Origin of the sequence: Propionicimonas sp. (assembly GCF_034927565.1) — a bacterium.
Classification (GTDB): Bacteria; Actinomycetota; Actinomycetes; order Propionibacteriales; family Propionibacteriaceae; genus Propionicimonas.
Window position 1 is genome coordinate 35,310 of record NZ_JAYFPT010000043.1, and the last position, 21,385, is coordinate 56,694.

Annotated in this window: 21 protein-coding genes, 1 tRNA gene and 1 pseudogene; 16 read left to right on the forward strand and 7 right to left on the reverse strand. The window is 67.9% G+C overall.

Going from position 1 to position 21,385, the window contains the following annotated elements:
* Positions 1 to 104 precede the first annotated feature (104 nt).
* The 5 genes and pseudogenes from VB080_RS08775 (at position 105) to VB080_RS08795 (ending at position 6,787) form a co-directional block, all read left to right on the forward strand.
* A complete protein-coding gene (locus VB080_RS08775; RefSeq protein ID WP_323418065.1) occupies positions 105 to 3,551 on the forward strand; it encodes an MMPL family transporter in 3,447 nt (1,148 codons plus the stop codon).
* 29 nt (positions 3,552 to 3,580) lie between these two features.
* A pseudogene (locus VB080_RS08780) lies at positions 3,581 to 3,742 on the forward strand (carbohydrate ABC transporter permease); the annotation flags it as partial.
* 32 nt (positions 3,743 to 3,774) lie between these two features.
* Positions 3,775 to 4,785, forward strand: coding sequence for a UDP-glucose 4-epimerase GalE (gene galE, locus VB080_RS08785; RefSeq protein WP_323418066.1), 1,011 nt, complete (start codon positions 3,775 to 3,777; stop codon positions 4,783 to 4,785).
* Between the two features lie 20 nt (positions 4,786 to 4,805).
* Entirely contained in the window at positions 4,806 to 5,591 is a 786-nt protein-coding gene (locus tag VB080_RS08790) for a sugar phosphate nucleotidyltransferase (RefSeq protein WP_323418085.1), read from the forward strand.
* Complete coding sequence (locus VB080_RS08795) at positions 5,588 to 6,787, forward strand: galactokinase family protein (protein ID WP_323418067.1); 1,200 nt, start codon at positions 5,588 to 5,590, stop codon at positions 6,785 to 6,787. The genes VB080_RS08790 and VB080_RS08795 overlap by 4 nt, the downstream gene beginning before the upstream one ends.
* An 88-nt stretch (positions 6,788 to 6,875) precedes the next feature.
* Here VB080_RS08795 and VB080_RS08800 read toward each other — a convergent pair whose 3' ends face one another.
* The 6 genes from VB080_RS08800 to VB080_RS08825 all read right to left on the reverse strand — a co-directional run bounded on the left by VB080_RS08800 (position 6,876) and on the right by VB080_RS08825 (position 12,671).
* On the reverse strand, positions 6,876 to 7,610 hold the full coding sequence (locus tag VB080_RS08800) for an SDR family oxidoreductase (RefSeq protein WP_323418068.1): 735 nt from the start codon (positions 7,608 to 7,610) through the stop codon (positions 6,876 to 6,878).
* A 52-nt stretch (positions 7,611 to 7,662) separates the two neighbouring features.
* Positions 7,663 to 8,646: a sugar ABC transporter substrate-binding protein gene (locus VB080_RS08805; protein ID WP_323418069.1), complete on the reverse strand. Its 984-nt coding sequence runs from the start codon at positions 8,644 to 8,646 to the stop codon at positions 7,663 to 7,665.
* An 80-nt stretch (positions 8,647 to 8,726) separates the two neighbouring features.
* Entirely contained in the window at positions 8,727 to 9,716 is a 990-nt protein-coding gene (locus tag VB080_RS08810) for an ABC transporter permease (protein WP_323418070.1), read from the reverse strand.
* Positions 9,713 to 10,510 (reverse strand): ATP-binding cassette domain-containing protein, encoded by a 798-nt coding sequence (locus VB080_RS08815; RefSeq protein WP_323418071.1) that lies wholly within the window; start codon positions 10,508 to 10,510, stop codon positions 9,713 to 9,715. The genes VB080_RS08810 and VB080_RS08815 overlap by 4 nt, the downstream gene beginning before the upstream one ends.
* Positions 10,511 to 10,538: 28 nt before the next feature.
* A complete protein-coding gene (locus VB080_RS08820; RefSeq protein WP_323418072.1) occupies positions 10,539 to 10,958 on the reverse strand; it encodes an RbsD/FucU domain-containing protein in 420 nt (139 codons plus the stop codon).
* A 6-nt stretch (positions 10,959 to 10,964) separates the two neighbouring features.
* Positions 10,965 to 12,671: an FGGY family carbohydrate kinase gene (locus VB080_RS08825; RefSeq protein ID WP_323418073.1), complete on the reverse strand. Its 1,707-nt coding sequence runs from the start codon at positions 12,669 to 12,671 to the stop codon at positions 10,965 to 10,967.
* Between VB080_RS08825 and VB080_RS08830 the strand changes: the two genes are divergently transcribed.
* The 3 genes from VB080_RS08830 (at position 12,610) to VB080_RS08840 (ending at position 15,589) form a co-directional block, all read left to right on the forward strand.
* Entirely contained in the window at positions 12,610 to 13,794 is a 1,185-nt protein-coding gene (locus tag VB080_RS08830) for an ROK family transcriptional regulator (RefSeq protein ID WP_323418074.1), read from the forward strand. The two genes, VB080_RS08825 and VB080_RS08830, sit on opposite strands and share 62 nt — an antisense overlap.
* Positions 13,795 to 13,948: 154 nt before the next feature.
* Positions 13,949 to 14,019 (forward strand) — tRNA-Gly (locus VB080_RS08835).
* 121 nt (positions 14,020 to 14,140) lie between these two features.
* Positions 14,141 to 15,589 (forward strand): tyrosine-type recombinase/integrase, encoded by a 1,449-nt coding sequence (locus VB080_RS08840; RefSeq protein WP_323418075.1) that lies wholly within the window; start codon positions 14,141 to 14,143, stop codon positions 15,587 to 15,589.
* Between the two features lie 57 nt (positions 15,590 to 15,646).
* Here the strand turns inward: VB080_RS08840 and VB080_RS08845 are convergent, their stop codons facing one another.
* A complete protein-coding gene (locus tag VB080_RS08845; protein WP_323418076.1) occupies positions 15,647 to 15,808 on the reverse strand; it encodes a hypothetical protein in 162 nt (53 codons plus the stop codon).
* Positions 15,809 to 15,894: 86 nt separating this feature from the next.
* On the opposite strand from VB080_RS08845, the gene VB080_RS08850 reads away from it, so the two are divergent.
* The 8 genes from VB080_RS08850 to VB080_RS08885 all read left to right on the forward strand — a co-directional run.
* Positions 15,895 to 16,251 (forward strand): hypothetical protein, encoded by a 357-nt coding sequence (locus tag VB080_RS08850; protein ID WP_323418077.1) that lies wholly within the window; start codon positions 15,895 to 15,897, stop codon positions 16,249 to 16,251.
* The gene (locus VB080_RS08855) at positions 16,248 to 17,447 is read left to right on the forward strand and encodes a tyrosine-type recombinase/integrase (protein ID WP_323418078.1); all 1,200 of its coding nucleotides are present in this window, start codon (positions 16,248 to 16,250) and stop codon (positions 17,445 to 17,447) included. The genes VB080_RS08850 and VB080_RS08855 overlap by 4 nt, the downstream gene beginning before the upstream one ends.
* Positions 17,448 to 17,521: 74 nt before the next feature.
* Complete coding sequence (locus VB080_RS08860) at positions 17,522 to 18,124, forward strand: hypothetical protein (protein ID WP_323418079.1); 603 nt, start codon at positions 17,522 to 17,524, stop codon at positions 18,122 to 18,124.
* Between the two features lie 245 nt (positions 18,125 to 18,369).
* A complete protein-coding gene (locus VB080_RS08865) occupies positions 18,370 to 18,588 on the forward strand; it encodes a helix-turn-helix domain-containing protein (protein WP_323418080.1) in 219 nt (72 codons plus the stop codon).
* A complete protein-coding gene (locus tag VB080_RS08870; protein ID WP_323418081.1) occupies positions 18,585 to 18,782 on the forward strand; it encodes a helix-turn-helix domain-containing protein in 198 nt (65 codons plus the stop codon). The genes VB080_RS08865 and VB080_RS08870 overlap by 4 nt, the downstream gene beginning before the upstream one ends.
* 385 nt (positions 18,783 to 19,167) lie before the next feature.
* Complete coding sequence (locus VB080_RS08875; RefSeq protein ID WP_323418082.1) at positions 19,168 to 19,572, forward strand: hypothetical protein; 405 nt, start codon at positions 19,168 to 19,170, stop codon at positions 19,570 to 19,572.
* On the forward strand, positions 19,569 to 20,720 hold the full coding sequence (locus VB080_RS08880) for an AAA family ATPase (protein WP_323418083.1): 1,152 nt from the start codon (positions 19,569 to 19,571) through the stop codon (positions 20,718 to 20,720). The genes VB080_RS08875 and VB080_RS08880 overlap by 4 nt, the downstream gene beginning before the upstream one ends.
* 215 nt (positions 20,721 to 20,935) lie before the next feature.
* Positions 20,936 to 21,385 (forward strand): hypothetical protein (locus tag VB080_RS08885; protein WP_323418084.1); only part of this gene is annotated, 450 nt, incomplete at its 3' end.

Genomic DNA, 21,385 nt, shown 5'->3' on the forward strand with positions numbered 1-21,385 from the left:
GCTCCCGCCGCAGATCGACTGTCAGCCTACCGTTTGGCGCGCGATGTCACCATGTCAGTGAGTGACGTATAGTCAGTCGGGTTGGTGTTGTGAGGAGATCGCGAATGGCTGGTTGGCTGTATCGGCTGGGCACCTGGTCGGCGCGTCACGCCTGGTTGGTGATCGTCGCCTGGCTGCTCATCCTGGGTGGCGTCGCGGGTGCGGCCAGCGCGCTGTCACGGCCGTTCACCACCCAGATCACGGTGCCAGGGACGGAATTTCAGGCTGTCGTCGATGAGCTGGAGGCGGCGCTGCCGGAGGCCGCCGGCGGTTCGGGGACGGTGGTGTTCTCCACCGCCGACCGGGCCGCGTTCACCCCCACACAGCGGGCGGCCATCGCCGAGGTGATCGCCCGGTGGGAGAGCATCGATCAGATCGACACGGTGGTGGACCCGTTCGCAACCCAACAGCAGATGGATGACGCTGTCACCGATCTGGCCAAGGGCAAGCAGGAGCTCGCTGACGGCAAGAAGGAGCTGGAGGAGAACGCCCAGAAGCTGGCTGACGGGAAGAGCGACATCACCGACGGCAAGCAGCAACTGGAGGAAAAAGCCGAGGAACTGGAGGACGGCGCCCGCCAGCTTGAGGAGGGCCAGGAGGAACTGGATCGGGGCAAGGCGGAACTGGAGACCAACGCCGCCAAGCTCGCCGACGGGGAGAAGCAGCTCAACGCCGGGCAGAAGAAGCTCAACCAGGGCCGGTCGGAACTGGAAGCCAACGCTGACAAGCTCGCTGCGGGCGAGAAGCAGCTCAACGCCGGCCAGCAGAAGCTCGACGAGGGCCGGTCGGAACTGGAGGCCAACGCCGCCACGCTGGAGGCGGGGCTGGCTGTGATCAAGCAGCAGGAGGCCGGGCTGGCCGCCAACCAGCAGCAGCTTGACGCTGCCCGGGCCGACCTTGAGGCCAAGCAGCAGCACGTTGCCGGAGGGCTCGCCAAGCTCGCGGGGGACATCACCGACCTGGAGCAGGAGATCGAGGCCTTGATCAAAGATCAGGGTGAGGACTCCGAGGCGGTGGCCGATGCCCGCACGAAGTTGGCAGGGTTGGAGGCTCAGCAGCAGGAGCTGCAGGGCCAGGCCGACCAGCTGGCCGCCGGGCTGCAGGCACTCGCCCAGCAGCAGCAGGAACTCGACGCCGGAGCCAAGCGACTCGCCCAGGCCCGCGCCGAGGCCGAGGCCGGTCTGCAGCAACTCCAGGCAGCCCGCGCAGCGCTCGAGGCGTCCCAGGCTGAGATCGACGCCAATCGCGCCGAGCTCAACAGCGGCAAACAGCAGATCGCCGCCGGCCGGGCGGAGTTGGCGGCCGGCCAGGCCGAGATCGACGCCAACCGGGCAAAGATCAACGACGGCAAACAGCAGATCGCTGCCGGCCGCAAGAAGCTCGCCGCCGGTCAGGCCGAGCTCGACGCCAACCGGGAAAAGATCAACGACGGCAGGCGGCAGATCGAGGAAGCCCGCCAGAAGCTTGTGGACGCCTCCGCGGAGATCGCCGACGGCGACGTGAAACTGGCCGAGGGGCGCCAGGAGCTGCTGGACGGCGAGGCCGACCTGTCCCGCGGCGAACGGCAACTCGCACTGACCAGCGGGCTGCGGATGGTCAGCGAAGCCGGTGACGTTGCGGTCTCCCGGATCCAGTTCACCGAACCGATCGAGGGGGTCTCTGCCGACACCAAGGCAGCCATCACCGACCTGGGCGCCACCCTGGCCGCTGTGGGGGTGACGGTCGACTACTCCACCCAGATCTCGGCGTCGACCTTCGCCTTCGGCAGCGAGGGCGCCGGCCTGGCGGTGGCCGGGCTGATCCTGTTGGTGATGCTCGGCTCGCTGCTGGCGGCGGGCCTGCCCCTGATCACCGGCCTGGTCGGCGTCGGGACCGGCCTGCTCGGTGTGGTGGCCGCTACGCACTGGGTGGAGCTGACCGAGTTCACCCCGATCCTGGCCTTGATGCTCGGTCTGGCGGTCGGCATCGACTACGCCCTGTTCCTGGTCAACCGGCACCGCCACCAACTCGTCCAGGGCACGGACCTGGTCGAGTCGATCGGCCTGGCAACCGGCACCGCCGGCAGCGCCGTGGTGGTCGCCGGCCTCACCGTGACCGTCGCGGTCGGCGCGCTGACGCTGACCGGGATCCCCTTCCTCGGTGCGCTCGGCATCGCCGCGGCCGCCACCGTCCTGCTCACCGTGCTGGTGGCGATCACCCTCACACCCGCACTGCTGCGGCTGATCGGTCATCGGGTGCTGTCGCCCAAGGGACGGCGGAAGCTGGCCGCCAAGCAGGCGGCGGCGGGCGAGTCGCAGCCGGCGGCTTCGAGCGTCCTCGCGACCGGTGCGAAGCATGACAGGGGCTGGGGCCGCTTCGTCACCCGCCACCCGATCCCGGTCATGCTCGCCGCGACCGCGATCCTGGGCCTGATCGCGGTCCCCGCTGCCAGCCTGCGACTCGGCCTGCCCGATGGCTCCAACGAGCCGCAGGACTCCACGGCATTTCGTGCCTACACGCTGATCTCGGAGAACTTCGGCGTCGGCGAGAACGCGGCCATGATCGCGGTCGCGAAGCTGCCCGAGGCCACCGCGTCCGCGCTGGACTCCGACGGCTTCACCGATCTGCAACTCGACATCGCCGAACGGTTGCGGGCCACCCCCGGCGTGGCCTACGTGGTGCCGGCCATGACCAGCGACAACCAGCAGACCGTCGTCTTCCAGATCGTGCCCACCACCGGTCCCTCCGACGACGCCACAGTTGACCTGGTCAACGCGCTGCGCGACCAGCGCGACGGGATCATCGCAGACACCGGCATCAGTTCGCTCGGCTTTGCCGGCCAGACCGTCGCCAACATCGACATGTCGGAGCGGCTGGCCGAGGCCCTGCCCGGCTACCTGGCAGTCGTGGTCGGCATCTCCCTGGTCCTGCTCCTGCTGGTCTTCCGCTCCTTGCTGGTGCCGCTGCTGGCCACCGGCGGCTTCCTGCTCACGATCGCCGCTGCGTTCGGCGCGGTGGTGGCGGTCTACCAGTGGGGGTGGCTGGGCACGGTGTTCCAGGTCACCCACCCCGGACCGATCCTGAGCTTCCTGCCCACCCTGGTGATCGGCATCACCTTCGGCCTGGCGATGGACTACCAGATGTTCCTGGTCACCGGTATGCGCGAATCCTGGGCCCATGGCGAGGACGCCCGCACTGCCGTCCGCTCCGGGTTCAGCCACGGCGCGAAGGTGATCACCGCGGCCGCCCTCATCATGGCCTCGGTCTTCGCCAGCTTCGTCTACTCCCACATGACAGTGGTGCGGCCGGTCGGGTTCGCGCTGGCCATCGGCGTCCTGTTCGACGCCTTTGTCGTCCGGATGACCATCATGCCCGCGCTCATGCACCTGCTCGGCGAAAAGGCCTGGTACCTCCCCCGCTGGCTCGACCGCATCCTGCCGAACCTGGACGTCGAGGGCACCAAACTCCTCGCCGCCAACCACAGCTCCACAGCTGATTCGTCCGGCGGCACCGAGCGCCCGGATCCGGCCTGAGCGGTGCGACGGGGATTTCCTCCCCCGAACTCAAACCGGTTACGTTGCGGCTTTACGGCATGATGAGCTAGGTCAGTCCCGACAAGGGGGCGGTGATGGTGGGCGCATTGCCCGGTGTCGTTCGGTTGGCGTTGCTGTTTCTGCAGCGCTCCTGGCGGTCGGGGCTGGCGGCCGGTGCGGTGAAGGACTGACCGATTCCTGCGACAGTGAGGCGGAGACAGACATGCGTGTGTTGGCGACCGGCGGTGCCGGTTACATCGGTTCCCACACCCTGGTCGAGTTGCTCGACGCCGGGCACGACGTCCACGTCGTCGACGACCTGTCCAACTCATCGGTCGAGGCGCTTGCCCGCGTCCGTGAAATCACCGGCAAGCCGGTCGGCTTCACCCGGGCGAATCTCCGCGACGAGGACGCGCTGGAGCAGTTGTTCACCGACTTCGCTCCCGAGGCGGTGATCCACTTCGCCGGGCTGAAGGCGGTGGGGGAGTCGGTGGCCCAGCCGCTGCGGTACTACCACGAGAATGTCGGCGGCAGCATCGCCCTGGTGCGGGTGATGGATCGGCACGACTGCCGCACCATCGTGTTCTCCTCCTCGGCCACGGTCTACGGGGTGGCCTCGGAACCGCCTTTCGTCGAGGACGCGCCGGTGGCGGCGACCAACCCCTACGGCCAGACCAAGGCGATGATCGAGCAGATCCTGAGCGATGTGGCAGCGACCGGTGGCTGGCGGGTGGCGCTGCTGCGCTACTTCAATCCGGTCGGCGCCCATCCATCCGGGCGGATCGGCGAGGATCCGGCTGGCATCCCCAACAACCTGTTCCCCTATGTGGCGCAGGTGGCCAGCGGGCGGCTGGAGGCCCTGCAGGTCTTCGGCGACGACTACGACACCCCCGACGGCACCGGGGTGCGTGACTACATCCATGTCTGCGACCTGGCCCGGGGGCACCTGGCAGCCCTGGAGGCGCTGGCCGAGGGCGAGGGCTGCCGGGTCTGGAACCTCGGCACCGGGGTGGGCGCGTCGGTGCTGGAGGTGCTCGCCGCCTGGAGCGCGGTGGTAGGGCGAGAGCTGCCCTACCGGGTCGTCGCACGGCGCAGCGGGGATGTCGCGGTCTCGTTGGCCGATCCGGCCAAGGCTCAGCGTGAGTTGGGCTGGCGGAGCACGCGATCGCTGGCCGACATGTGCCGTGACCACTGGGTCTGGCAGTCCGCGAACCCGCGGGGGTACCGGGCGTGAGCGTCACCAAGGCGGTGGTGATGGCGCGGGGTCTGGGATCCCGGATGCGCACGGCCGCTGCCGGCGACCTCACTGTCGAGCAGGCGGCCGCCGCTGCGTCCGGGGCAAAGGCGATGATGCCACTGGCCGGGCGTCCGTTCCTGGACCACGTCCTGACCAGGCTGGCCGACGCCGGCCTGACCGACGTCTGTCTGGTGATCGGCCCCGAGCACGCTGCGGTGCGGGAGTACTACGACGCACTGCGGCGGGAACGAGTGCAGATCAGCTACGCCGTCCAGGCTGAACCGCTGGGAACTGCGGACGCTGTCGCCGCCGCAGCCGAGTTCGCGGGCCGGGACCGGTTCGTGGTGGTCAACGGCGACAACCTCTATCCGGCCGAATCGTTGCGGCGGCTGGTCGCCGAGCCGGGGCTGGCCACCGTCGGATTCCGTCCGGAAGGGCTGGTGGCCAACGCGAACATCCCCGCAGACCGCATGGCTGCCTTCGCGCTGCTCATGGTGGATCGGGCGGGCAGCATCATCGACGTCATCGAGAAGCCCTCCGAGCAGGAGATCGCCGCGCTCGGCACGGATCGACTGGTGAGCATGAACTGCTGGTTGCTCGGGCCACGGGTGTTCGAGGCTTGCGCCGCCATCGAGCGATCCCCGCGTGGCGAGCTGGAACTGGTGGACGCGGTGCGCTGGCTGGTCGCTGCCGGCGAGCGGATCTCCCTGGTGCAGTCCACCGAGGGTGTCTGGGACCTGTCCTCGCGCGGGGACGTGGCCGACGTTGCCCGCGCCCTGACGAACGACAAGGTTCGGCTGTGACCGCCAGGTGGCGGGTTCCCGGACGGATCGAGGTGCTCGGCAAGCACACCGACTACGCCGGCGGGAACGTGCTGGTGTGTGCTGCCGGCCGGGGTGTGACGGTCACCGGCACTGCCACCGGCGGAGGCCGGATCGTCGCCCGGAGCACCAGCTTCCCCGAACCGGTCACCCTGGGTGGCGGTGTGGACGCGGGCCTGCCGGCAGGGCACTGGGGACGCTATCTGCAGACCGCGATCGACCGGCTGACGCTCAACTTCGGCCCGCTGGAGGGTGCCGAGCTTCGAATCGACTCAGACCTGCCACTGGCCTCGGGGATGTCGAGTTCCTCGGCCCTGCTCGTCGCGGTGGCCCTGGTACTGGCCGATCTGAACGGCCTCCGGGAGACACCGCTGTGGGCAGCCGAGCTCGGCACCGACCGGCTCCGGCTGGCGTCCTATCTGGCGTCGGTGGAGAACGGGAGCAGCTTCAGCGGGCTCGGCGGGCACACCGGGGTGGGCACTCTGGGCGGGTCGGAGGACCACACCGCGATGCTGTGCGGGAGCCCCGGGGAGTTGGGCTGGTTCGGGTTCGCGCCGGTCGAGCAGCAGCAGAGCGTGCCCTGGCCTGCTGATCAGGTGTTCGTGGTCGTCACCAGCGGCGTGAGGGCGGAGAAGACCGGCGCTGCCCGAGAGCTCTACAACCGGGCCTCGCTGGCGACCAGGGAGGCGCTGGCGGTGTGGAACGACGCCACCGGACGCGCCGACCGGCACCTGGCGACCGCCGTCCGGAGTTCGGACGATGCTGTCACCAGACTGCTGGGCCTGCTCCCGGCCGGCTATCTGCGGTTGCGGGTGGCGCAGTTCGTCCGCGAGTCGGAGGTGCTGGTTCCGCAGGCGTCGGCAGCGCTGCAGACCGGCGATCTGGCGGGCTTCGCGGCCGCGACCCTGGAGTCACAGCAGCTCGCTGAGACCCAGCTCGGCAACCAGGTTCCGCAGACTGTGGCGCTGGCCGCCGACGCGGTGCGGCTGGGCGCCGTGGCCGCCTCGGCCTTCGGCGCCGGATTCGGCGGCAGCGTCTGGGCTGTGGTTCCGTCCGACGCCGCTGAGGGCTTCGCCGAGGAATGGCTGGCCGGCTACGCCAGGGCCTTCCCGTCCGAGGCCGCCGTGGCCACCGCCCTGGTGACCGTACCGTCGGCGCCGGCCGAGAGACTGGACTGACCCCGGTCGGGGTGCGGGCTACCTCCCTGGTTCCCGGTGGGGTTGGCGCGCAGGCCTGACACGACCTGCGCGCCTGTGGAGGGGGTCGTTACTGGTGGCCGTTTTCACTCATCGGGTAGACGACCACTTCGGTCACGCGCGCGTTCGCCGGCTGCTGAATGGCGTAGAGCACCGCGTTGGCGATGGTCGTGGGGCTCAGCCGGTCGACATCTGCCACCTCGGCGGGATCGATACCGGTGCCGAAGGCCCAGTTCGTGTCGACGCCAGCCGGACAGATCGCCGTCACCTTGATGCCCTTCGGGCTCAGCTCCTTGTCGAGTCCACGACTCATACCCACTGTCGCCCATTTCGTCGCGCAGTAGGCAGTCGCGCCGTCGAAGCCAACCAGGCCGGAGATCGAGGCGATGTTGACGATGTTGCCTCCGCCCGTAGCTTCCAGTCGTGGGATCATCGCGCGGGTGAACCTGAAGATGCTCTTGACGTTGACGTCGAGTTGACGGTCGAAGTCCTCGATGCTCATGTCGGCGAGCGGTCCGAGGATCCCGATTCCGGCGTTGTTGACCAGGATGTCGAGCCGCCCGGTGACCGCGTCGGCCGCAACGAATACAGCCTCGACCGTGGCGAGTTCTGTGACGTCGCCTGCCACGATCGTGGCCGCTCCGCCGGCCTGCCTGATCTCCGCCTCAAGTGACTCCAAGTCGGCTTCGGAACGGGCTGTGGCAACAATGTGCGCGCCGTTGTGTGCGAGCAGCAATGCCGTCGCCCGTCCGATGCCCCTGCTCGCTCCGGTCACGATCGCAACGCGGCCTGTGAGGTTTCCCATGTCTCTCCTCTGTGGTGGTGTTTGCCTGGTCGACGTCCGGTTGACCGCCGGACTACTTCAGGAACTGGTCCAGGTTGTCCTTGGTGACCAACTGGAACGGGATCACGTATTCCTTGTCGACGGTCTTTCCGGCGAGGTAGTCGGCGGTCACCTCCATGGCCTTGGTTCCCTGGCCGACGGCATCCTGGAAGACGGTTGCGGTGATGTCCCCGCTCTGAACGGCCTTGAGCCCTGCCTCGGATCCGTCCACACCGATGATGAATTTGAACTCGTCGGACCGGTTCGCTTCCTTGATGGCGGATGCCGCGCCGATGGCCATCTCGTCGCTCTGCGCCACGATGCCGGAGATCTCACCCTTGGTGGAGTAGCGCCGCAACAGGTTCTCCATCACCGTCTTGGCGTCGGCGCGGGAGCCCTTGGCCTCGATCTCGGTGGACACGTTGATGCTGGAGCCCTTGATGGTCTCGTCGAAGCCTGCCTTGCGTCGCTCGGTCGAGGCACCGCCGTACTGGCCCACCAGGTAGATGATGTTTCCGCCCTGGGGCAGTTGGTCAAGGGCGTACTGGCCCTCGATCTGACCAGCCTCGGTGTCATCGGATCCCACATAGGTCACCGATTCTCCGGTGAAGTCATCGCTGAACCGGGTGTTGACCAGGACGAGCGGGATCTTGGCCTGGTTGACCTTGGCCGCTGCCGCCTGGCTCGCCTTCTGGTCGACCGGGATCATGATGATGGCGTCGACCTTCTTCGTGATCAGGTCCTCAATCTGGCTGAGTTCGGTCGCGGTGGACTGGCGCGGGTCGAGCGAGGTCAGTTCGACACCGCTCTTCTCAGCCTGCGCCTTCATCGCGTCATCAAGCGTGACCAGGAAGGGGTACTGCAGGCTGAGCAGCGTGGCTCCTACCTTCTTGCTGCTGGCTGCGGTAGATGAGGCTCCGCTCGACGATGCGGCCGGTGAGTTCGAACACGCGGCGACGCCGGTTGAGAGCAGGACGGTGGAGAGGATGGCCGCCGTCGTGGTGGTGATTCTGGACACTGCAATCTCCTTTGATCGTGCACGGAAGTCCGTGGCTGACAATGGCTTTCTGACGTGAGGTTTCGGGCGCTGGGTGACGTTCACCGGTCGCTCTTCCAGCGGTTGAGCAGGACGGCGAGGACGAGGATCACGCCCTGGACTGCCTGTTGGTAGTAGGACGAGACGTTGAGGAGGTTCATGCCGTTGAGAACCACGGCCACCAGCAGGACGCCGACGACGGTGCCCCGAATCGTGCCGGTACCGCCGGTGATACTGGTACCCCCGATGACAACTGCCGAAATCGCCTGAAGCTCGTAGCCAGTGCCTGCCAGCGGATCGGCGCCGTCGACTCGTGCGGTCAGCACCAGCCCGCTGGTGGCCGCCATGATCCCCGAGATGATGTAGACAGCGGTCAGCACGCGACTGACCGAGATGCCGACATTGCGAGACGCCTCCTCGTCCCCGCCCACCGCGTAGACGTGCCGGCCGAAGGCCGTACCCGAGAGTACGAACTCCAGGATCAGGGCGGCTATGACGAAGAGGATCACGGGTACCGGTACCGGGCCGACAGCGCCGGCGCCAATCCAGTCGAATCCGCTGTCCAACTGGGTTATGGGTTGGCCGTTGGTGAACACCAGGGCAGCACTGCGCAGGATGGCCATCATGGCAAGGGTCGCCAGGAAGGGAATTACTCCGCCGCGAACTACCAGTCCGGCGCTGAACGCACCGGCCATCAGCCCGATCAGGAGTCCCACCACGATCGGCAGGAGCAGTGCGCCCGATCCGCTCGGCGTCAGTGAGGCTGCCACGACGCCGACCAGTCCGACGGTCGAGCCGACGGAGAGGTCGATTCCGGAGGTGATCATGACGAACGTCATGCCGAGCGCCAGAAAGCCGATGATGGACGACTGGCGGACCACATTGGTGAGGTTGTCGAGGGTGAGGAACTCGGGGGTGGCGACCGCGAGGTAGATGATCGCGGCGGCGAAGACGAGCAGGATGCCGTAGTCGCCGAGCAGGTGCCGGATCGATGCCTTGCGCGCCCGGGCGGTGGGGGAGATGCCGGTGGCGCTGGGAGCTGGGGAGGTCATGAGAGTCTGGCTCCCTTGGTCTCGGGCTGGTGGTGTGCGTGAGATGGCGGAAGTTCTCCGTGCGAGATGAGGTGGGCGATGTCGGTCTCGTTCGCTTCCGTCGGACGGAAGCGGCCCACGACGCTGCCCTGCCGCATCACAACGATCCGATCCGCAACAGCGAAGGCCTCATCCATCCGATGGGTGATGATGATCACGGCGATGCCGAGCTCCTTGAGGCGCTTGGTGACCTCGATCAGCTTTTCCACCTTCGCCACCGACAGGTTTGCCGTCGGCTCGTCCATGATGACGAGCTTCGCTTCGAAGGCCAGGGCACGGCCGATGGCGACTGCCTGACGCTGCCCGCCGGAGAGTCGGCGAACCTTGAGCCTGGGGTCGATCTCGATGTCGAGCGAGTCGAGGACGGTCCTGGTGCGCGCCGTCATCTCCTTGTTGTTGAGTATCCGGATGAGGCCGCCCAGGAGATTCCGCTTCACCTCCCGACCCAGGAAGATGTTCGACCGGACGTCCAGGTTGTCGGCGAGCGCGAAGTCCTGAAAGATCATCTCGATGCCGTGCGCCCTCGACACCGACGGGTTCTCGAAGACGACGGTGTCACCGGCATAGCTGATCGTGCCGGCGTCTGGCTGGTATACCCCGGTGAGCACCTTCATCAGGGTCGACTTGCCCGCCGCGTTGTCGCCGAGGAGGGCAAGGGTCTCGCCGGGGTCGATGTCTATCGTCACCCCCCGCAAGGCCGTCACTGCACCGAAGCTCTTCTGGATATCGGTGAGTGCGATGAGTGGTGTGCTCATGACTGAGTCCTTCTGAGGTCAGCGATCGTCACTTCTGCCGGAGGCCGAGAGTCAGGACGATGCACGAGGCCGGACGGAGGTCGCCGGTCAGGATTGCCAGGCACAGGTCCTGCTCAGAGAAGGTCGTGGTGAGCTCGGACCCCTTGACCGACTCGAGTTCGATGTCAGCTGGGAGCAGGTGGTCGAACTCCGCCCACGCGGGGGGTTTGCTTCCGTCTTCACGTACCGTGGCGACCGCCGCCTGGACGGGCACGGCGTCGAGGATCGGGCCCAGCGCCGCGGGCGCTGAGATCACGTCCGGTGCGTAGTTCAGGAAGACCCTCGCAACGTGCTGCGGTAGCGCGGTGGAGGAGGGGAAGTGTCCATCGGCGATGAGCACTTTGGCGGTGTGGCCGGCTGAAGCGAGCGCTCGCAGGACATCCGGGTGGGTCAGTTTGCCGTTGATCATCGGCTTCTAGCTCCTGTCGATCTGGTTCATGGCGTGGAGAGTCTGTTCGAACTGTTCCAGGCGGTGCGCGAATCGCGTCCGTCCTCGTGCTGTGGGCAGCACCGGGGGGAAGTCGTCGCTGGCCGGCGGGGTCCAGCCGTCGCTGTGGGCGGCCAGGATGGCGGCCCCGCTGGCCGATCCGGACGGGGAGAAAACGACCGGCCGTCCAAGCCCGTCTGCCAGGAGTTGGCGGAGTGCTGCGATCCGTCCGGCGCGGCCCCCGATGCGGACCACGTCGTCGACCCCGCTGCTCCCGGGAAGCCCTTCCGCCAGCCGGACCAGATCAATGGCCACGCCTTCGAGGACCGCTGCGGCCAGATCCTTGCTGGTGTGGGTGGCCCGAAGGCCGGTCAAGGTGCCCGGATATGCTCGGCCGCCGCGGGCGCCCTGGAGGTACGGCAGGAAGACGGGCAGGGATTCGGGCCTGCTGTCCGGTTCGGCGTCGTAGAGGCTGTACTCGATGCCGGTGCGATCCGTCCACCAGGCCAGAGCCAGTCCTGCGGCGTGGGTGGAGTCCAGCGCCAGCCAGGTTTCGGGGAGCGCGTGACGGAAGGCGCCCCGTACGGGCTGAGCGACGGCGCGGAAGGCCACTCCGCTGGTACCGATTCCCAGCCCGAGTGCGCCTGCGTCCGTGACCTGGAGGGCGAGTGCCTGAGCTGCCTGATCACCCGCACCTGCGACGACGGGGATGCCAAGGAGTTGTCGTTCTCTGCCTCGGGCAGGAGGTGGGTTCGTGATCACTCCGGTTACCTCGGTCGAGGCAAGGATGGGGGGTAGCTGGTCGTGCGAGGCGCCCACGTGGTCGATCAGATCGGATGCCCACTGGTCGGTTCGGTAGTTCATCAGGTTCATTGCTGATGCATCTGACGGTTCGGTGGCCCAACCTGCTCCCAGGCGCAGCCGAAGATCGTCCTTGGGGACAGCGATCGTGTGGGCCCGGGCCAGCGATGCTGGTTCGTTCTCGGCCAGCCACGCCAGATGCGCGGAGGTGAATGCCGGCATCGGTGTCTGCCCGGCGATGGACTCCCACAGCGGCGAACTGGCCTCAATGGCGGCACACAGGGACGTGGCTCTGGTGTCCGACCAGAGGATGGCCGGCCGGATCAGCGTCCCGGTGGAGTCGCGCAACACGCTGGTGTGCATCTGACCCGTCAGTCCCAGACGGGTTGACCTGGCGTCAATCCCGGGGAAGGCTTCGAGTGCGTCGGCGAGCGCCTGCCCTGCCGCGTCCCACCACTGACTGGGATCCTGCTCGGCCCAGCCGGGGTGTTCTGACTGGGTCGAGTAGGGCTGGGACACGAACTCGGCCTGCCGGCCGTGGGAGGTGAGGACGCTCACCTTCACGCTGCTGGTGCCGACGTCGATTCCCACAGCGAAGCGTTCGCCGGCCTGTCGCTGGCCAGCTTCCTGTTCAGGACGCGTCACTGCAGCCCCTTCTGCTCGATGATCAGCCATCGTTGGCGTTGATACGTAGACCATAAGGCCCTTATTGTGGAGATGCAAGGCGTAAGAAGAGAATCTTTGGTAGTCTTTTCGACGTAAGAGAGGTGCTCGGCTGGAGTTCGGCAGAATTCGTGCCACGATCAAGCACCAAGCCAGGAGGGACGCAGCAATGACGTTGCTGAGCAGGTCGTCAACTGCCGGGGATGTGTTCGCGGCGATCGCCGACGGCACCGCCAACACCCGCTCCGACCTCATGCGCGCGACCGGTCTGTCGAGGTCGACCGTCACCGAGCGGCTGGATGCGCTCTTCGAGGCTGGACTGGTCAAGGAGGCCGACCAGCGTCAACCCTCGGGTGGACGGCCGTCGAAACGCATCGTCGTGAACGAGGAGGGGCACCTGGTTCTGGCGGCAGATCTGGGCGAGGATCACTCTCGCCTGGTGGTGACCGATCTGGCAGGCCACGTGCTGGGGGAGCGTGTCGGGGCGATCGCCGTCGGTGGCGGGCCATCGCCCCTGCTGTCCTGGATCGCCGAGCAGGCCCGCGAGTTGGTGGCCGAACTGGGCAGGACGGCTGCGGATCTGCTCGGTCTGGGTCTGGCCGTTCCGGCGCCGGTGGACTTTGCCCGGGGGCAGGTTGTTGCCCCCTCTGTTATGACGGGGTGGGACGGTGTCGACATCCAGGCCCGCTTCAGGGAACTCCTCGATATCCCGGTTCTGGTCGAGAACGACGTCAATGCGCGCGGTTTCGGCGAATACCTGCAGGGTTGGCAGGACTACGACGACGTGCTCTACATCAAGGCGGGGACAGGCCTCGGCAGTGCGATCCTGACCGGACATGATCTGTACCGTGGCGCTCAGGGTGCGGCCGGGGACATCGGTCACATCCGCCTCGAGCCCGATGGCGGCCCGCTCTGTCGTTGTGGCGCGATCGGTTGCGTCGAGGCCATCGCTGCGGGGTGGGCGATCGTTCGCGATCTCGCAGCTGCCGGCATGCCGGTAGCGTCCACGCGGGACGCCATCGCCGCGATCCGTGACAATGACCCCATCGCCATCCACCGGGTTCGGGAGGCGGGCCGCGTCCTGGGGCGGGCCATCGCCTACACGGTGAACATGCTCAACCCGAGCCTCATCATCGTCGGTGGAAGCCTCACCGCGGCTGGCGACCATCTGATGCTCGGGATCCGGGAGTCCGTCTACCAGTACTCCTTGCCGCTTGCCACCAGGGATCTTCGTATCGTGCCGGCTCGCGGGGACGACCGGCGGGGTGCGATCGGCATGGCACACCTCATCATCAAGACGTCCCTGCAGCCGACGCAGATCAACGGACGCATACGTTCAGTCCGCGAGCGCTAGTGGTGTCGAGTGCCGTATGGCGCGTCCGCCATCATGGCGGTGCAGTGGCGCCCCAGGAGGCGGAGCGTCCAGCCGGATGGCCAGATCTCTGGTAGTCCAACCCGCCGCTGGGGTTCCGGTACCATAGCCGTTGGCCCGCGGCAGCGGTTGCCACGCGGATGTAGCTCAATGGCAGAGCCCCAGCCTTCCAAGCTGGTCATGCGGGTTCGATTCCCGTCATCCGCTCTCGGGTGAGTTGCCTAGTCAACGCTAGGTTCCACACCCACAAGTGAACAGTTTGGAAGCGCGATCAGACCCCTTCCGTGGACTCCCGTGGACTCACGGCCACTGGAAAGGGGCACGCAGCATGGCACGCACGACCACCAAACGACGCACACCCGGCCCGCTGGGGACGGTCGAAAAGCTCCCCTCGGGACGGTTCCGAGCGTTCTACCGCCACGAAGGAACCAAGTACCCAGCACCGCACACCTTCACCACCCGCGAGGCCGCGCAAGGCTGGCTGGCCACCGAGCGGGCCGACCGCCGGCTAGGCACCTGGCGAGACCCGAAGCTCGGGCAGATCACCCTCACCGAGTACGCCCGAAGCTGGCTCGACTCCCGAACCGACCTGGCCTCACGCACCCGCCACCTGTACGGCCACCTGCTCGACCGGCGCGTGCTGCCGGCCGTCAACGCCGACGCCGGCGGCCGGCTTGCGCTGGGGCGGCTGGCCCTGGTCGCGCTCACCCCGGCACTGGTCCGCCAGTGGTTCGCCCTGATGTCGGCCGACTGCGCACGGGACGCCCGCCGGCCCCGACGCCGGCCAGATGGTGCCGGCTCGACCCACGGCCCTAACCCCGTCCGAGCATGGGCAATCGCCAACGGCCACCGAGTCGCCGCGCAGGGCCGGCTACCGCAAGCCGTGCTGGACGCCTGGAAGGCCGCCGGCAGCCCCACAGACGACGACCAGCCGGCCCGGCCGACCCACACCGGGCAGACCACCGCCGCCCAGTCCTACCGGCTCCTGCACGCGATCCTGGCCGCCGCCGTGATTGACGGACTGCTGACCAGCAACCCCGCAAGGATCACCGGCGGCGGCATCGTCCGGCACGCCGAACGCGAGACCGCCAGCCCCGACGAAGTCGCCGCCCTGGCCGAAGGAATGCCGGCCAACCTCCGCGCGGCGGTCTGGCTGGCCGCCTGGTCCGGTCTGCGCCGAGGCGAACTGCTCGGCCTGGCCCGCCGCCACGTTGACCTGGAAGCCGGCAGCGTCCGCGTGGAACGCACCCTTGACCGAGCCGGCACCCTCGGCCCGACCAAGACCCGCGCCTCGGTCCGGACGGTCTACCTGCCGGCGTTCGTGGTCGAGCACCTCGCCAACCACATGGAAACCTTCACCAAGGCCGAACCCGACGCCCTGGTGTTCACCAACGCCGCCGGCGGCCCGGTCTACGCCAGCCACCTGCTCTACGCCTTCCAACGCGCACGCCTGGCAATCGGCCGGCCCGGCCTCACCTGGCACGACCTGCGCCACACCGGCGCAACCCTGGCCTACCAAGCCGGCGGCAGCGTCCGCGACGTGCAACGCCGCCTCGGCCACGCCACCGTCCGCGCCGCCATGATCTACGCCCACGCCGCCGACGACTCAGACCGCCACCTGGCCGGCCGGCTCAACGCCGCGTTCGGCCCAACCGATCCGCAGCCGCCCACACCCACACCCCAACGACCCGAGCCGGCCGCACCGGCCACCGCGCCTTCCGCAGCCCGCCGGCACCTGCGCGCCGTCCCGAACCCCTCCGAACGGCGGGCGTCGTGAACCTCGCCCAGCGGCCCGACCTGGCCGACTACGCCGCCGAGCTGGCCTATCTCGACCCTAGCCGAACTGCTCACCGAGCACGCCGACCAGACCGCCGAAGCAAACCAAGCTGAACGGCTGTTCGACGGCACCGACAACACCCGCCAGCGCTACGGCTGGCTGTTCGACTACCACGATCAGCGCCGCCAGCTCGCCGCCACAGAACTCGACCGCCGGCACCAAACCACCTAGCCAACGCAAGATCACACCACCGCCACCCCGCAAACCACACGCGAGCTGGCAACCAACCGAAAGGAAACCCCATCATGACCGACAGCACCGCCATGTACGCCGCCCAGTGCCCGCCCTGGTGTGACCGCCAGCACTCGCCCTTCCTCGCCCTGGACAACGGAGGCCCCGCCGAACTGGTGATCCACACCCGGCAGCTACTCGACCACTCACCCGCAGCGGCGGCCGCCGGCCTGGCCGTCACGATCGAGCAATACGAGCTGCACCCCGACTGTGACCAAGCCGAGGCGGTCGCCGGCCCGCACCTGGTGGTGACACCACACCGCGAGCACGCCGACCTGGGCATTACGCCGGCCGAACTGCGCGGCTGGGCCGTGCTGCTCGACCTGGCCGCCGACCGCGCCACCGAACTCCTCACCGAGGCCGACCGGTGACCGCCACCACGCCGGCCACCCGCCGACCCCGAACCCTGGCCCGCTCGGAACGCTGGGATGCCAGCCTGGCCGACTTCACCGACGCCATGACCCGCGCCGGCCTGGCCGACTCCACCATTGAGCGCGTGGTCAAACACTGCCGCAAGTTCGCGGCTGAAACCGGCCTGACGCCCTACGACGTAACCGCCAGTGAACTGGCCGGCTGGCTCGATTCCCGCAACGTCACCCCGGACGCGCTGAGGGTCTACCGAACCAGCCTGCGCACGTTCTACCGCTGGGCACACCGCGCCGGCCGCGTCCCCGACGACCCCACCACCCGACCCGGCCCAGACCCCCGAGCCAAGCCCGTTCCGACCGACTGGCAACCGCTACTAGCCCAGTGGCGGCGCTGGATGCACTCCGCCGGCCGATCCCGTGAAACCGTCGTAACCTACACCGACCTCCTACGCCGGCTCGCCCGCCAAACCGGAGCTAGCGACCCGTGGGCACTGGACACCACCGACCTGGTCGATTGGATGGCCCGGCAACGCTGGGGACTGGAACAACTCCGATCCGGCCGCAGCGCGCTACGGAGCTTCTACGGCTGGACCTATGACCTGGCCCTGGTCGATCACAACCCCGCCGCCCACCTACCCAAGCTGAAAGCCACACCACCCAACCCCCGACCCGCCAGCGAGGCCACCTACCGCGCCGCGCTGGACGCGGCCACGACGACCGCCGACCGGCTCATGCTCCGGCTCGCCGCCGAACTGGGCCTACGCCGAGGCGAAACCTGCCAAGTCCACAGCCGGCACCTGACCACCGACGACGCCGGCGTCTGGTGGCTCGACGTGCTCGGCAAAGGCAACAAACGCCGCCGCGTCCCCGTCCCCGACGACCTAGCCCGCGACGTACTCACCGAGGCCGCCGGCGGCTTCCTGGTCCCCGGCGACATCGACGGCCACCTATCGGCGCAACGGGTTGGCAACCGGGTATCCCGACTGCTTCCGCCCGGCGTGACCATGCACGCGCTACGACACCGGTTCGCCACCGTGGCCTACAACTTCGACCGAGACGTGTTCACAGTCCAACGACTACTGGGCCACGCCTCACCAGCCACCACGCAACGCTACGTTCATACAACCGACGACACCGCCCGCCGACTGGTCGCACGCGTCGGCGTACTCTCCTGGCCGGCAACGCCAACCGGCCGTTGACGGCCGACGCCGGCCCGCTACCGTGACCAGCGAAGGGACACCATGACCGATCAGACGCCCGGAGACGACCTCGCATGAAGCACGCCGAGTTCCACTACCTCGACCCCAGCGTGATCGCGCGCGACTTCCCGCCCCTCGACGTGACCCCAGCTTGGCCGGCCGGCCGGCCCACCCGGTGGGCAGGAACCAACCTCACCGCCCGCCAAGCCTTCGCCCTGGCCCAAGCCGGCCACGGTCGCGGCCCCGCCATGCAACGAGTCGAACTCACCTGCTGGGCCGAACCCCAACCCCACACCCTGGGGCAGATCATCACCGACACCACCGGCCGGCTACTGATCGACCCCTGGAGCAACGCCGGACAACCAAGCGTCGGGCAGATCGGCGGACGACTCGTAGCGTCCTGCCACGCCTGCCGCCACGCCGGCCGCACCCTGACCACCGACCTGGACCTCACCCGGCTCTGCGCACTGGCCGCCGCCCTGGCCTTCCTGGCCGTCACCAGCGACGGGGACCACCCCCGGCGTACGGAACTCCGAGTGCAAGCCCAAGCCGACGCAATCGACCGTGCCACGCGCGAGCTGATCGCCGGGGAAGGACACGAAGATTCCCACCGCCGCCGGCAACGCCTGGAGCTACGCGCTCAACTGGTCCGGGCAATCCAGCACGATCGGGGATAAACGGAAACAGACCACTGCATACGGCGTGGCGACGTGCGTAGTGGTCCGGTGCTGGGCAGTGTTGTTCGGGTCATCCTTTGCCGGGTAGCGGCCGGCGGGGTGGCCCCGCTTCGTGGCCGTGGGAACCAAGATGCTACGGGTTACCTGCGCTGGGGTGTTCGGCCGGCACCTGGGACTAGCTCCCTTGGGCTGTTGGCAATGGCCGGACTCGGTGCGAGCTTTCGCACGCACAAGGAGTCCACCCCGTGGAACCGCTACCGAACAACCCGCTATCCCATAGCGCCACTGACCCGCTGTTCACCGTTGGGCAGGCCGCCGCCGCGACCGGATTGAAACCCCAAACCTGGCGCGGGATCTTCAACCGCCGAGACGTGCCACTGGTCCGCGTACGTGGCCGGCTCTACGTCCGACAGTCCACCATGCTCGCCTACCTGGAAGCCTGCGCCGAAGGGCCGGCGGAGTGAACGGCCAAGACCTGGAGCTGCTGGACGTCGCCGGCATCGTGGCCGCCACCGGCCTGGCCGCCCGCACAGTTCGCGAGCTGGTCTACACCCGGCAACTGCCCGTGGTGAAGGTCGGTAGTCGGGCCTACGTCCGGCGCTCAGACCTGGCCGACTGGATCGAGCGCAACACCGAGCCAGCGCGGGCCGAACAGTGACCCTCAGCCGGCACGCGGCCGTGATCCTCGACCACGCCCGCCGAACACCGGGCCTATGCTCCCGAGACCTACGCCACGCATTACCCGAGACGCTGACCCGTCGGCAGTTCGCGCAAGCCTGGCGCGAGCTGGTCGCGCTCGGCCTGGTCCCCGTCCCGGAGGTGACCCGGTGCCCAGTCGGTTAGTCGTAGACCTCCGATCCGCAATCGACGCGACGGGGTACCTCGACCCGCGACGAGGACGACAGGCGATAGCGGCGCTCGGCTGGTCGCCGGCGCTTGGCCGAACCGCTGGCCTGTTCGTCGTCGTCAGATTGCCGCTACGACCAAGTGAGCCGGGCCGGTTCCTGCACGACCTGGCCGAAGGTATCCGGTGCTATCCCCGAGTGATCTTCGAGGGTGAGCCTTCCGCCGTCTCCTGGGAAAGGGAATACCACCGCATAGCCGGCGGCGTGGTGCTGCTCGACCTGGTGCTCTTTGTGGACCAGATCACGGGAACGCTCGACGCCGGCGCGGCCAGTGAATGGCTCTCGGGTGAGCTGGTCAAGACGCGCCTAGCGAAGGCGCGAGCGGTGGCCGTAGACCTGCCTGAGTGGCGCACAATCGACCCATCCGTGCCCGTCCTGGCGGCATTGGTCCGCACCATCGCGGCCGTGATGCCCTCACGCCGCACCGCTGGCCTGAAAGCCCCACCGGTCACGTTCTACGGACTCACCGCCCACGCATGGGACGCCAACTACAGGGCCGCCGTCGCGGCCTACCTCGACACGCGAAAGCCGAAGACAACGTGATCGATTGGCCCGACGATGACACCTACTACGCAGCCGAGCCAGACCCGGACAGTCAACCCCCGGTTGACGCGCAACCGCCGCCGAGCTGGGCACCCGTAGACCTGGCCCCAATCCTGAGTGGGGACTACACGCCACCGGTTCCCGATCTGCTGATCCGAGAGGACGGGGTGGGGCTGCTGTACCGAGGCCTCACGCACTCGTTCCACGGAGAGTCTGAGTCTGGGAAGTCGCTGCTCGCCCAGTTCCTTGCTAGCGAGCTGCTGAAAGGCGGTCAGCGCGTGCTCTACGTCGATTGCGAGAGTGACCCGGTATCGGTGGTCGGCCGGCTACGGCTGTTCGGCGCTACTCCCGCCCAGATCACCGCCGGGTTCTTCTACGTTCACCCCGAAGCAGACCCACGACTAGCCGGGGAGCTACGGGCCTGGGTTCAACTGCTTCGGCAAGCTTTCGACCTGGTGGTGATCGACGGGGTAACCAACGCCCTCGGCCTGGCCGGCGGTGAGAGCAAAGACAACGACCAAGTAACTCGCTGGATGTACTCCGTGCCTGGCCAACTGGCCACCCGTACCGGCGCGGCGGTCGTGCTGATCGACCATGTGACGAAAGACGCGCAGACCCGAGGCCGCTACGCAATCGGCGGGCAAGCCAAGCTCGCCGCACTAACCGGTGCGGCCTACGTGGTCGAGATTGACGGCCACATGGTGGCACCCGGCAAGAAAGGCGTGATCGCACTCAAGGTGTCCAAGGATCGCCCCGGCTACGTCCGGGCGCGTTCTGGAACCTTTCGCCCTGGTGACCGCCTGCAACTGGCCGCAAAGGTGCTGATCGACTCGACCGGGGAACAACCCATCGTCCGTGTCCTGCCACCTGACCACATGGACGGAGACCCGGCCGCACCGGCCGACTTCCGACCAACCACGCTCATGGAGAAGGTATCCAAGCTGCTCGAAAACTCGGCCGACCCGCTGAGTAAGGCGGCAATCGAGAGCGCGAAACTTGGGAACACCGACATGGTGCGAAAGGCGGTCGCTTTCCTAGTGGCGGAACGGTATGTGACCACCGCACCCGGCCTACGAAACTCGGTCCTGCACACCAGCGTTAAGCCCTACCGCTGGGACGCCGAAGTGGCCGGACCCGCCATCGACTGAGGCAACACCGTCGTTCCGGACGGCCGGCAGCACGCGCTGGTGACCACCGCTGGCCGGACGCGCTCACCCCACGTTCCGGCGTGGTCGCACCACCGCCAAGCAACGGAGAACTAACGGGGTGGGAAACGGGTGGCCAGCGACCTCGACCTCGACCTCGACCCCCCTATAGGGGGTTGGTCGAGGTCGAGGTCGAGTACCAAGACGCTGGCGGGGTCATGGTCGAGGTCATGGTCGAGGTCTGGGCGGGGTGGTCGAGGTCGAGCGAAGCCCCTAGCCGCGTCCGGGTTGACCTCGACCATGACCTCGACCACGGCTTTTTCCCAACCCGCGACGGACTGGAAGACTCCGCCGCTTCCCGTCTCTCTCCCCGATGTGAAGTCCCTAGTCAATGGCTGGTCGAGGTCGAGTTTTTTTCCCTGCCCGAATCGGCCAAACAGACTCCGCCGCTTCCGTCGTACACATCCGCAAGCGTCCTGGTCGAGCTGCTGGCCGGCGTCCTGCTGGCCGTCGTCCTGGTGGCCGTCGTCCTGGTGGCCGTCGTCCTGGTGGGCGTCGTCCTGGTGGGCGTCGTCCTGGTGGGCGTCGTCCTGGTGGGCGTCGTCCTGGTGGGCGTCGTCCTGGTGGGCGTCGTCCTGGTGGGCGTCGTCCTGGTGGGCGTCGTCCTG